The sequence below is a fragment of the Nitrosospira multiformis genome (genome assembly GCF_003050865.1).
Taxonomy (GTDB): Bacteria; Pseudomonadota; Gammaproteobacteria; order Burkholderiales; family Nitrosomonadaceae; genus Nitrosospira; species Nitrosospira multiformis_E.
The window spans coordinates 13,885-26,406 of sequence record NZ_QAOK01000014.1 but is presented as its reverse complement, the minus strand read 5'-3'; the positions used below and the strand labels follow the sequence as shown (position 1 = coordinate 26,406).

At 54.0% G+C, this 12,522-nt stretch carries 12 protein-coding genes; 10 read left to right on the top strand and 2 right to left on the bottom strand.

Annotation, left to right across the window (positions count from 1 at the left end):
- Positions 1 to 111 precede the first annotated feature (111 nt).
- On the bottom strand, positions 112 to 1,353 hold the full coding sequence (locus C8R21_RS08725) for a L,D-transpeptidase family protein (RefSeq protein WP_107762338.1): 1,242 nt from the start codon (positions 1,351 to 1,353) through the stop codon (positions 112 to 114).
- The gene (locus tag C8R21_RS08720) at positions 1,350 to 2,534 is read right to left on the bottom strand and encodes a nuclear transport factor 2 family protein (RefSeq protein WP_107762337.1); all 1,185 of its coding nucleotides are present in this window, start codon (positions 2,532 to 2,534) and stop codon (positions 1,350 to 1,352) included. The genes C8R21_RS08725 and C8R21_RS08720 overlap by 4 nt, the downstream gene beginning before the upstream one ends.
- Positions 2,535 to 2,622: 88 nt before the next feature.
- Between C8R21_RS08720 and cysS the strand changes: the two genes are divergently transcribed.
- The 10 genes from cysS to C8R21_RS08670 all read left to right on the top strand — a co-directional run bounded on the left by cysS (position 2,623) and on the right by C8R21_RS08670 (position 12,511).
- Entirely contained in the window at positions 2,623 to 4,020 is a 1,398-nt protein-coding gene (gene cysS, locus C8R21_RS08715; RefSeq protein ID WP_107762336.1) for a cysteine--tRNA ligase, read from the top strand.
- A gap of 125 nt (positions 4,021 to 4,145) precedes the next feature.
- A complete protein-coding gene (locus C8R21_RS08710) occupies positions 4,146 to 4,538 on the top strand; it encodes a DUF5675 family protein (protein WP_074972918.1) in 393 nt (130 codons plus the stop codon).
- On the top strand, positions 4,525 to 5,139 hold the full coding sequence (locus C8R21_RS15645; protein ID WP_146162462.1) for a hypothetical protein: 615 nt from the start codon (positions 4,525 to 4,527) through the stop codon (positions 5,137 to 5,139). Before C8R21_RS08710 ends, C8R21_RS15645 begins: the two co-directional genes overlap by 14 nt.
- Positions 5,140 to 5,387: 248 nt before the next feature.
- Entirely contained in the window at positions 5,388 to 6,182 is a 795-nt protein-coding gene (locus C8R21_RS08700) for an EI24 domain-containing protein (RefSeq protein ID WP_107762334.1), read from the top strand.
- A gap of 215 nt (positions 6,183 to 6,397) precedes the next feature.
- Positions 6,398 to 8,152 carry a tetratricopeptide repeat protein gene (locus C8R21_RS08695; RefSeq protein WP_107762333.1) on the top strand — a complete coding sequence of 585 codons (1,755 nt, stop codon included), beginning with the start codon at positions 6,398 to 6,400 and terminating at the stop codon, positions 8,150 to 8,152.
- A 136-nt stretch (positions 8,153 to 8,288) separates the two neighbouring features.
- Positions 8,289 to 8,843 (top strand): DUF488 domain-containing protein, encoded by a 555-nt coding sequence (locus C8R21_RS08690; protein ID WP_256210285.1) that lies wholly within the window; start codon positions 8,289 to 8,291, stop codon positions 8,841 to 8,843.
- 42 nt (positions 8,844 to 8,885) lie between these two features.
- Positions 8,886 to 9,344, top strand: coding sequence for a hypothetical protein (locus C8R21_RS08685; protein WP_146162461.1), 459 nt, complete (start codon positions 8,886 to 8,888; stop codon positions 9,342 to 9,344).
- A 192-nt stretch (positions 9,345 to 9,536) separates the two neighbouring features.
- Positions 9,537 to 10,679, top strand: coding sequence for a DNA recombination protein RmuC (locus C8R21_RS08680; RefSeq protein WP_107762331.1), 1,143 nt, complete (start codon positions 9,537 to 9,539; stop codon positions 10,677 to 10,679).
- Between the two features lie 45 nt (positions 10,680 to 10,724).
- A complete protein-coding gene (locus C8R21_RS08675) occupies positions 10,725 to 11,510 on the top strand; it encodes a M90 family metallopeptidase (RefSeq protein ID WP_107762330.1) in 786 nt (261 codons plus the stop codon).
- A complete protein-coding gene (locus C8R21_RS08670) occupies positions 11,507 to 12,511 on the top strand; it encodes a glucokinase (RefSeq protein ID WP_107762329.1) in 1,005 nt (334 codons plus the stop codon). The genes C8R21_RS08675 and C8R21_RS08670 overlap by 4 nt, the downstream gene beginning before the upstream one ends.
- The last annotated feature ends 11 nt before the right edge of the window (positions 12,512 to 12,522 follow it).

The following is a 12,522-nucleotide window of genomic DNA, read 5'->3' as shown; positions in this document are numbered from 1 at the left end:
CCGTAATAATAAGAGTGATAAGAGTGGAAGAATTACCCGTTCATGGACCTGTCCTCGGGCGGTATGTGGTGAAGAAAGGACAGGCAGCCCACGATTTCCTGAATTTCCTGATTATGCCGCACTTTCGTAAATGATCTTCCAGGAGCCGCTTTTATCTTCTTTCATCCAGTACTGGCGTTTTTTGATTTTATTGGAAAGATCATTGCTGGAATGTTCTTCATCAAAGTTGATTACCGCCAGATCGTCCCTTCCGGGATAAAGAAAGATGCCCACATTGCTGATGCCGACTTTGGCCGGGTTTTTTTCCGCACCTGCCTGCCGTTTGTCTTGCATCCATTCCGTCAGCTTCTGCTCGCCACTGGAAAAATCATTTCCATAAATGGCGACGTAATCATCCATATTTCCGCTTTCCCAGCTCCGCCGCCATCTCTCCAGGTGCTGAGCCAGTTTTCTACGCAGCGCCGCGGCATCGTGGGGTTTGACCCACTCCATCTGATCGCTGATGATGACGGACGTGATGCCGACCTGAAGCGTTGACGCCAATGCATTCAGGTCGTCATTTGCAAGTACTACGCAGCCATCACTCGCTCGGGGCGGGCGGCTGTAGGTATCCGGAGGGGTGCCGTGCAGCCAGATGCCATAACCGCTGCGTCCGTGCCTTTTGTCCCATTCGTTCGGGTAGTTGATGGGGAATGCCATGCCTCCATAAAAATCCGAAAGCTTTTGACGCGGCAGGTTGTCAGTGACGAAGTAGACGCCTATGGGTGTTTTTTTATCCCCTTCCTTCAGCTTTTGCGAACCGTTCTTGCCTGTGCTGATGTAGTAGTCCGCCAGATAGCGCGGGCTTCCATCGACATTCTTGTAGAGATATAACCGCGATCTGCCTGTGTCTGCAATGATTGCGTATTTCTGCTCAGGCGGCATTTGCAGCAGATACTTGGGCGTCATGTCGACCGGTATCGGCGCCAGATGGCGTTGAAGCCGTGCTCTTGCCTCCTCGCGTAAATCGTCGATAGGCTGCTGTATTGCCATCCCGGTTTCGCCAATGGTGTGGATGGGGCGGGCGCGCGCCAGCAGCAGGTCACCTTTGATCAGATGAGCCAGCCGGAAATTGGGGTTGGTCTTGAGCAGCTGCTCGATTCCGTTTAATGCGGAATCCATGCGGCTCTCGGAGATTTCCTGGAGACTCTTGACGAGCATCGATTCCGGTCCGGTCATGGAGGCAGTGGATAGGCCCAAGGCTTCCTCGGCCAGCGCGGCGGTAATCCAGAGCGAAAGCGCTGCTGCGGTTATTCCGGCAAGCGTGATTATCAGCCGCCGGGTGCATCCGGCAGGCGGGGTTTGCACATTCATCTCCCGGGGCGCTCCTGCCGTATCTGCCACTTCCCATCGGTTTTAACCATTTCAAGTGTTTTGGACGAATCGTGTTTGAATGCGTCGGAGTGATAGAGCTGCCGGAAGCTTACCTTCGCGCGTGTTGGATTGACTAAAGTTACCTTGGGGTGAGTGATTTCCACCTTGATGGATTTTGGCTTGATGATGCGGTCACGCCGCGTTCTTTCCCATGTTGTGCGTTTGACGCCACGAGGGGTTTGAAAGTCACTCGCGTAGAATGCGAAGTATGTCGTCACATTCTTGTCGGACCATGCCTTGGCCCACGCATTGACAGTTTTGATGATATCGTCCGATTCATCCGAAACACCGGATTTCTTTTCCGGTGGATGTGTTTCAACCTCCGCTATCTTTCCCGGTGCTGATTTTTCCGCCTTTTCAGTTTTTTTTTCCGCTAATTTTTGCGGCGCCTTGCCGGGCGCGGCGTGGACGGAAGCAAGCGGCGTTGCGGGAGCAGCAGACGTGGCAGCAGAGGGCGCCGTGGGAGCAACGGATCGGGTGGGAGATGGCGGATTGGGAGATGGCATTGAGGCGGCAGCGGAGCGGGCCGCGGATGGAGTCGCGGCTGAAGCAAGGGGTGCCACCGCAGCGGCGGCCGCGGATGCAGTTTTTATCGCGCCAGGTTTGCCGGTAAACAAATCCTTGATCATCGCAAGCTTGGTCAAGGCCGCCGCGTTGCTCTGGTCCAGTTGCAAGGCCTTGCCGTAGGCCTGGCTGGCCAGTTTTGCATAGATATCGCCCAGGTTCTCGTGCGCAATGGAGTAGCTGGGGTGGGTGCGTATGGCTGCCTCCAGCGCCCCCCTCGCCTTTTCATACAGGCCCTGGCTGGCATAGAGTACCGCCAGGTTATTATACGGCTCGGGCAGATTGGGGTAATCCTCCGACAGTGAAGAAAAGACCTTGATCGCATCAGGAATTTTCTGCTGCTCGGTCAGTATCAACCCCTTCTGAAACCGCATTTGTGGCTCCTTGGGCTTGAGGGCGAGGTACGCGTTTGCCTGTTCCAGTGCCTTGTCCAGGTTGCCCTGCTGGTATAGTTTGGCAACCTCGTCGTTTTCATCAGCAAACGCAACCGGACAAGCAGCGAACAGCACGACCAAGGCAATGCGCGCACCCACCCGGCGAAAATCCAGCGTTTTCATTGTGCTATACTTCTCCGTCCCGTAAGTAGTGCCCTCAGCGTCCGCAAGATTCTACCAAGAAGCCTGTTCAATTCAAAATCTCCCCCAGATGCTTAAAATTCATAATTCTCTTACCAGAGAAAAACAGGAGTTTATCCCGCTAACGCCGGGCAAGGTCAAAATATATGTATGCGGAATGACCGTCTACGATTACTGCCATCTCGGGCATGCACGGGTGATGGTGGTATTCGATATGGTGCAGCGCTGGTTTCACGCCAATCTTTTTGATGTAACTTATGTACGTAATATTACCGATATTGATGACAAAATTATCAGGCGTGCGCAGGAAAATAACGAATCTATTGAAGCGCTGACCACGCGTTTTATCCAGGCAATGGAGGAGGATGCCGCAGCACTTGGGGTGGAACCGCCTTCATGGGAGCCGCGTGCCACTCGCCATGTGGAAGACATGATTGCCATGATCCGGGTTCTGGTGGATAAAAAGCTGGCGTATCCCGCTTCCAATGGCGACGTATATTATGCGGTTCACCGGTTTCCGGGTTATGGAAAGCTTTCCGGGAAATCCCTTGATGAGCTGCGGGCAGGCGAACGGGTAATTGTCGATCCGCATAAAAAAGACCCGCTGGATTTCGTGCTGTGGAAAGCCGCAAAGCCCGGCGAACCCCGGTGGGATTCACCGTGGGGCCCGGGGCGGCCGGGTTGGCATATCGAATGCTCGGCCATGGGCGAGCATTATCTGGGGGAGCACTTCGACATTCATGGCGGTGGCCAGGATTTGCAGTTTCCCCACCACGAAAATGAAATTGCACAAAGCGAGGGGGCGCACGGGCATTCTTTTGTCAACTACTGGATGCATAATGGTTTCGTGCGAGTCAATGACGAGAAGATGTCCAAGTCGCTCGGCAACTTTTTTACCGTACGCGAAATCCTCCTCCACTTTCAGCCGGAGGTGGTACGTTTTCTTATTCTCCGCGCTCATTACCGTAGCCCGCTCAACTATTCGGATATGCAACTGGAAGACGCCGGGCGAGCTCTCGATCGACTGTATACCGCGCTCAAGGGAAGTGGAGCCCACGACGAAGTCGAAATAGACTGGGATAACCCATATGCATCGCGTTTCCGGGAAGCGATGAACGATGACTTCAACACGCCGGATGCTCTTGCCGTACTTTTCGACCTCGCTACCGAAGTCAATAAAACCCGACTACCCAGGGATATCGCCTTGATGAAAGCCCTGGGCGGGGTGCTGGGATTGCTCCAACAGGATCCCCGGCAATATTTCCAGCAAGCGGGTTCCACGGAAGATTCCGCATTTGCACCTGAAAAGGTGGAGCAGTTGATTCAACAGCGGCTGGTTGCGCGCGCCAACAAGGATTACCGGGAGGCGGATCGCATTCGCCAGGAATTGATGGAGGCTAATATCATTCTGGAAGACGGGCCTCATGGCACTACCTGGCGGAGGGCAACGAGTCTATCCACTCTCTGAGTACTCCATGGATTGACGAAATGGCAGTCATGGCTCTCCCTATTTGCCGGGTCAAATTTGCCGGGTGAAATCCTCCACATCAGCTATCCTTTCCAGTATAAGTATAAATATGAAGGAGAAGCGAAATGGATCTGTGTGTAAAAAGACTGGAATTTTCCGATGACAGTACGATAGGTGAGCTGTCAGTCGATGGACGATTCGAGTGCTACACACTGGAAGACAAGGTGAGGCCTGTGAAGATCAAGGGCAAGACTGCGATTCCCGCGGGGCAATATGAGGTTGTCATAAATTTTTCCCAGAGGTTTCAAAAACCCCTTCCGCTTCTTTTGAACGTGCCGAATTTTGAAGGCGTCAGGATACATCCCGGCAATATACCGGCGAATACAGAAGGGTGCATATTGGTGGGCGAAACCAAAGGTGTCGACTGCATCGGACAAAGCAGAGTTGCTTTCGCTCGCCTGTTTGAGAAAATGAAAACCGCAGCCGAGACCCAGAAAATATTCATTGAAATCGAGTAGGGGGAGCAGTGCGGCAGGCGGCAGCAATGCTCCACGCATCAATCCAACGATGTTGAGTCCCTTGAAACGAAGTGTCTTGCGCTTTACCCGCTTCTCCGTTGCGTTGATCGGTCTATCCTTTTTCGCATTCGACACGGTTCTCGCGCAAAAACAAGCGCCGCCCTTTCAGCACGAAAAAAACCATGCTCTTCCCTCCGGCAAAAAGGTAGGGGTGATTTTCCGTGAGCGCAAGTGTAAAAGCGGTGAGTGCCGTGAAACCGACGGTGGCACATGGGGAATGGATAGCGGTGTACCGCGGTTCGTGACTGAAGCTTTTCTTGTTTTCATCGACGGACAGCGGTTCCACATCCCGGAGAAATTCTATAGGGATCTTACCAACACCCGTTCGCTGCGTGTCTCTGAGCAGAATGGCCGAGTGGTTATCGAACTGAAGGGAGGCGACGCGGCAGGAGCCTATACGGCACATTTCCGGCTGGGGGGCATGTGCGGATTCGAGCGAAAAATCTGTGGTGAGATATGCAGTGAAATCTGGGAACATAGCACGTGGTACAACGCGTTTGCGTATGACTGGGACCCTCGATGTGAGGGCGGAATCGAATAGTTGAGCAGTTAAGCTTTTAATCCCTTTCATCGCCGCCGCTTCTGCCGTGTATTGTTCCGTCTATCATGCTGTGTATCGTCATTCCAGCCATAGCTGAACTTTTCAACTATAAATCAAGTAGAGTGAGGGCTCAGTGGGATTGGGGGGCGTGCAGTCATTCGTGGCTTACCATGAGTTCGTTGTGATTTTTGAACTGGATTGAAAAGTGCGGGAGAAGACGAGCCACAGCCAATTCGGCGGTTTATATAATGCCGACTCTCTCGTTCATGGCCGAATTCCGGTACTTGGAAGGGGGAAGTGTGGAGTCGATATTTCAGGCGTTATCACGGGCATTTCGTGATTTGTTTCAGTTTCAGGTGTTATGGATCATCGTCTGGCCTATTCTCGCAGCAAGTCTGCTGTGGGTGGTTCTGGGCGTGGCCTTCTGGGGGACCTTCTCCGGTTGGATAGCCGAGGCGCTGACGGCGATCGGTATCCAGACCTGGCTTGAAGGCGTTGAACCGAGGTGGATCGCCTATGGAATCCAGGCGATCGCACATCTGATTCTGTTTGTGCCACTGGTTTTTGTGACCGCACTCGTGATTACTGCCCTGTTCGCGATGCCTGCCCTGATCGGCCTGGTCGCGCGTCGCGACTATCCACTGCTCAAGCGCGAAAAAGGCGGGACGCTCGCCGGCAGTCTGCTCAATGCGGGGATTGCTCTTGCCATTTTCATTGCCATCTGGCTGGTTACCCTTCCATTATGGCTGGCGGGTGCAGGCGTGGTTATCCCGTTTATTGCTGCCGCCTATCTGAACCAGCGCCTGTTTCGCTATGATGCGCTGGCGGAACATGCCACCCAGGAAGAAATGCGAGCTATATTTTCCAGGGACCGGCCTTTGTTGTGGGGATTGGGACTGCTCGCGGGGCTGGTGCAATTCGTGCCGATTTTAAACCTGTTCGCCGCTGTGCTGGCAGGGCTGGCCTTCATTCATTTTTGCCTGTCCCGCCTGTCGGAACTGCGCCACGAGTTGCCCGAGTTGCCCCACGAGTTGCCGCTATGAGTCATGTTTCAAATCCGTCATGGCCGAGGAAGATCCGCGCTCCGGCAGCAAAATTTTACGGGTGAATATGTGGATATTCGTTTATAACGCTTTTTGAGTTAGGGTTATTTATTTATTGTCTCGTTATTGCTGCATATCAAAATACCAAAATGCGGTTTTCGGAGTTCGATCAGACGCAGTCGAACCTGTGATAACCGGCTGACAAGGAGAGATCAATGCAAGCCTACGTTCTTTATTTCATTGCCCTGGTAATAATGTCCGTGATCGGGACAACCTCCGGCGCTTTTGCCCAGAATGGACAAAGCAGCGAGATCGGAGAGCCTGCCGGAGAACACGCAACTCGCCGTCAGGAAGGATCGGGTGAGCGAATGGGCGCTGATTACGGGGCTCCCCGGCTGCTGAATCTCGGTTCGCATACGTTTCCCGTCAGCACCGGCAATCAGTTGGCGCAGCATTATATGAATCAGGGCCTGAATCTCTCCTATGCTTTCAATCATGCGGAAGCGGGACGTGCATTCAGGGAAGCGGCGCGGCTGGATCCTGCTCTCGCAATGGCTTACTGGGGGCAGGCGCTCGTGCTCGGACCCAATATCAACGCGCCCATGGAGGCAAAAAACGAAGCGTTGGCGCTGGAACTGATCAGAAGGGCCGCTTCTCTCGGTTCAAGCGCGTCTGCCAGGGAGCGTGCGTTGATCGGGGCTCTGGAAAAGCGGTACACCGGCAATCCCGAAGATAGAAAGGCCAACGACAAGGCCTATGCAAATGCTATGCGAGAGGTACATCGGCGTTTTCGCGGTGATCAGGATATCGCGATGCTTTTTGTAGAATCGGTAATGGATACCAGTCCGTGGGGTTACTGGATGCGCGATGACTATCCGATGGAAGGGACAAAGGAAATCGTTGCAGTTACCGAGAATGTGCTGCAAGGCAATCCCCGGCATCCCGGCGCGACACACATGTATATCCACCTCATGGAACCGACCAACATGCCGGAGCGAGCCGAGCAGGCAGCCGATACGCTGCTAACACTGATGCCCGACGCCGGTCACCTGATACATATGCCGTCGCACATTTACCTGCGCGTGGGCCGCTACGAAGATGCAATAAATGCCAATCAGCGTGCAATCGCGGCCGATGTGAGATATCTCGTCCGGCAGCATGAGCATGGCTTTTATGCGATGGCCTATTTTCCCCACAATATTCACTTTCTCTGGGCTGTTGCCACTGCCGATGGCCAAAGCGAACTGGCGATCGAATCGGCAAGAGAGGTCGCGAGCACCATCGACGACGCGGTTTTGAAAGAAATGCCCATGACCGGAATATTCCGGGTGGTACCTTATTGGGCGCTTACAAGGTTTGGCAAGTGGGACGAAATGCTTCAGGAACCGGAGCCTCCCTCAAGCAATGCGTTTCTGAAAGGCGGATGGCACTATGCACGGGGCCTTGCCTTTGTCGCCAAGCGGCAGTTGCCCCAGGCTGAGCAGGAGCTGGCTGCTTTACGGGGGATCATGAAGGATGAGTCGCTCGATGGGAGACTTCTTTCCGTCAATACAGCGCGCTCGGTTTTGAGCATCGGTCCCGCGGTCCTCGCCGGCGAGATTGCCGCTGCGCGCGGACAGTTCGATTCCGCCATTGCGTATCTGGAGCAGGCGGTTCGTCTCGAGGATTCACTGGCTTACACCGAGCCGCCGGAATGGCAAGCGCCCCCGCGGTTGACGCTGGGGGCCCTGTTGCTCGAAGCAGGACATCCCGCCGAAGCCGAGACAGTATACTGGGAAGACCTGCGGCGCAATCGCAACAATGGATGGGCGCTTTATGGCTTGTTGCAGGCTCTGCGGGCACAGGGCAAAAACGAGCGGGCGGCGTTGATTGAAGAGCGTTTCAATAAGGCGTGGGTACGGGCGGACGTGAAACTCAGCGCCTCCCGCTTCGGGTGTGTTTTTTCGCCTATGACAGTGGCGGGGCAATAGCGATAGCAAGCAATATCGGCTGATTCATCACAAAACAGGCCCTGAAGCCGGATTTAATCCAGATCGTACCTTCCCGGTATGGGGGTCTACTACAGACTGGATTTTTAGCGCTCCTATGGAAGCCACCGCGAACAGCATGAAAGATTCCTTCGGTGCAGAGCCCTTGATATGCACCATCGGACATTCAACTCATCCTCTTGAAGAATTCGTCAATCTGTTGAAAAAAAACGAAGTTACACACCTGCTCGATGTACGAACCGTACCGCGTTCGCGGCATAATCCCCAGTTCAACAAGGAAACCCTGCCTGATTCTCTGCGAGCAGCGGGTATCAAGTACACTCATTTACCTGGCCTGGGTGGGCTTCGGCGTGCGCGCAAGGACTCGATCAATGAGGGCTGGCGCAATGCATCCTTCCGTGGCTATGCGGACTATATGCAAACTCAGGAATTTGTGGAAAATGTGAACCAGGTTATCGAGCTCGCTGCGCATGACTGTTGCGCATTGATGTGCGCCGAGGCCGTTCCCTGGCGATGCCATCGTTCATTGATTGCGGACGCGCTTGTCGTCCGTGGCGTGCGGGTGGAAGACATCATCGATAACCATGGACGAAAACCGCATTCACTGACTCCATGGGCGCAGACGGATGGCCTGAAAATTTTTTATCCTGCGCAACAGGGGCGGCTGATATAAACGATGATTGGATTGTTACCTTTTGAAAGGGGGTAATGAAATATGAACATATGTTTTACCCGATTGATGGTGCTGCTCGGTTTTGCGATGCTGATCGTACAGCCCGCTGCGGCATCTGATGATAATCCGTGGGGAAAGCCAGGGCCTCAGAAAACCCAGACAAAACAGCGCGGGAAGGAAAGCGGCGAACCAAAACCCTGGGAAGTGCGTCCGTGGGACGCCAACCCGTTGGAGACGAAACCCTTGCAGCCGAATCCAAGAGAATCGCGCCCATGGGAAGAGGCTTCGGAGGAGGTTAGACCGAAAGATGCCACGGGAGAGGAAAGATCTGTGGAGAGCAGGCGTCGGGCGGGCAGGAAGGCGCGAAAGGAGCGGGCCGAGAAAAGTCATGAAAGCAAGCAGCGATTGAGCAGCTACGAGGAGCGCTCCAGGCAGCGCCAGGAGAGATGGCGGAAGCTGCAGATGCAAAGCGAATTGTATCAGGCCGGTCGTGCAAGATAATTTCTGGAGCACTGGAAAATTCAGCATGCTGCATACTATGCTCAGTTACCGATTCCGATTCCGATTCCGATTCCGATTTCCGGGTTTCGGTCCGCTGTCTGTGGAAGGCCTTTCCAGGGCAACCGATGGTTTTTCTCCTGATCAGTAAAAGCAGGCAGATAAAGACTATTCTCCGGTATACTTCAGAAAATAATGCCAGACTACCTGCTGATCATTACTGCTGCCGCGATTCTGCTTGTCACCATGGCCTATCTGGTGATCAGGCTCGGCATGCTCTCGACCATGGTGCGCGAACTGCTGGGGCAGCAGGCAAGGCTGATGGAAGACAAGCATCGCGACATGCTCAAGGATTTGCATGAAGGACTGTCAAACCAGGGCAACCGGCTTTCCGAGGTCCTGGGCAGGAATTCCGATCAGCTGCGGGGAACGGTGGAAGCGCGGCTGGACCAGATCAGTGGTCGGGTGGCGGAACGTCTCGACGAAGGGTTCAGGAAAACCAACGAGACTTTCACCAGCGTCATGACGCGGCTTGCGACAATCGATGAAGCCCAGAAAAAGATCGACAGCCTGACCACCAATATGGTGAGCCTGCAGGAACTCCTGGGCGACAAACGCTCGCGCGGTGCATTTGGCGAAGTGCAACTGGAGGCGCTGGTTCGCAACATTCTGCCGCCCTCTGCGTACGAAATGCAGCATACGCTTTCCAACGGCGGCCGCGCCGATTGCGTGCTGAAGCTGCCACCTCCAACGGGAATGGTCGCGGTCGATTCAAAATTTCCGCTGGAAAATTTTCATCGCATGTTCGATCGTCATACGGATGAAACGAGTCGTGCCCTGGCCCAGAAGCAGTTCAAGGCAGACGTGAAAAAACATGTGGATGACATTGCCGGAAAATATATCCTGCCGCCCGAAACCTGCGACGGGGCGGTGATGTTCGTGCCGGCAGAGGCTGTTTTCGCCGAAATCCATGCCTATCATTCGGACATAGTCGATTACGCCATGCAGAAGCAGGTGTGGATAGTTTCGCCTACCACCCTGATGGCGGTACTGAATACCGCGCGCGCCGTGCTCAAGGATATCGAAACCCGCGAGCAGGTACACATCATCAAGAACGAACTGTCCAGGCTGGGCAAGGATTTTGCACGCTTTGACGAGCGTATGAAAAAACTTGCAGACCATATCCGTCAGGCTAATCAGGACGTGGAAGAGGTGCATGTTTCAAGCCGGAAGATAAGCCAACGTTTTGCCCGCATAGAGGCCGTGGATCTCGAGCCGCCTCAACTGGAAATGGAAACGTCAGTGATGGAACCGACGGATGAAGAAGCCTCCAGATAAGTCCCGGCGGGCAACACATGCAGGAGGATACATCCAGAATCCCCCATGCTCTCGAACATCAAAACCTGGTATCGCCGCCGTATCATCGAGAATCAATCCGTCCCCGATGATATCTGGCAGAACGCGATAACACACCTGCGATTCCTGCGTGCGCTCGAAGCGGCTGAACTCGAGCGCTTGCGGGAATGCGTCATACTGTTTCTTCACGTCAAGCAAGTCAGCGGTGCCCACGGACTGGTGATCACCGACGAAATGCGCGTACTGATCGCTGCACAGGCGTGCATTCTGATCCTGAATCTCGATCTCGATTATTACGATGGCTGGGTAGAAATCATCGTTTATCCGGGTGAATTTATTCGCGATTACGAATATGTGGATGAGGACGGCATCGTGCATCATGCAGTGGAGCCTGCATCCGGCGAATCCTGGCTGGGTGGACCGGTGATTCTCTCCTGGGAAGATACGGTGGCTGCTATGGCAGGAACCGGGATCAGACAGGGATACAATGTTGTCATACACGAATTTGCCCACAAGCTGGATATGCTGAATGGGGAGGCCAACGGGTTTCCTCCCATACATCCGGATATGAGCCAGCAGACATGGAGTGAAGCGTTCAGTAAAGCTTATGCGGATTTTTGCAGGAGTATCGACGAGGGGGAGATGATGGAAATCGACCCTTATGCGGCCGAGAGTCCGGCAGAGTTCTTCGCGGTGATCAGCGAAGCTTTTTTCGAAATGCCTCTCTCTGTCAGAATACATTTCCCGGCAGTATATGAGCAGCTCGCGCTGTTTTATCGTCAAGACCCCGCACAGCGATGGAGTGAACAGTGAACGAATATTTCATCAGTGGCGACATTGGCGGAACCAAGACCTTGCTGCAAGCGGCAGAACTGAAAGACGGCAATATCCGGGTACGCTGCGAACGACGCTATGAGAGCTCGGTCTATTCGAGTTTTTCGGACATACTCCGGGACTTTATGAATGAAGTCTCCACGCTCGATATTGATGGCAATCCCGGGAGCGCCTGTTTCGCGGTAGCGGGGCCGATTGCCAGACAGGAAGTAGCACTCACAAATTTGCCGTGGGTGATGAACTCCGCGGCGCTCTCCTCGGAATTTTCCATTCCCAAAGTAAAACTCATCAATGACTTTGCAGCCGTGGCATCGGGTGTGGGTATCCTGCAGGAAAACGACCTGATGACGTTGCAGGCCGGCCAATGTCATGCCGGCCGGATGCGAGTCGTACTGGGTGCGGGTACCGGGATGGGAGTGGCATGGCTCGCCTGGCAAGATGGAGACTATTCATCGCTGCCGAGCGAAGCTGGACATATTGATTTTGCACCGGCGAATGAGTTGCAGGACCGGTTGTTGCATCATCTGCGAAAACGCCTGGGCCATGTATCGGTCGAGCGGATACTCTCCGGTCCGGGGCTGACAAATGTTTTTCGTTTTCTGCAGGAAGAATCGGATGACAACCGCGAACGGATACCGATGCAGCTGGAAGAAGATGATGCCGCTCGTATATCCGATCTCGCCTTCAACCAGAAGCACCCGCTAGCAGTGAAAGCAATGGATTTATTTGTCGAGGTTTACGGGGCCTATGCCGGCGATCTGGCCCTGGCGGGCCTGTGCCGGGGTGGCGTATATGTGGCGGGAGGGATTGCGCCAAAAATTATCGACAAATTGAGAGAAGGCAGTTTCATGAAAGCATTTTGCGACAAAGGACGCTTTTCCGGGCTGATGGAGGAAATTCCGGTACATGTGGTGATGAATCCAAAAGTCGGATTGCTTGGGGCTGCGGAAGAAGCCCGAAGAATGCTGGATGAGGTGTAAAAACATCGCGA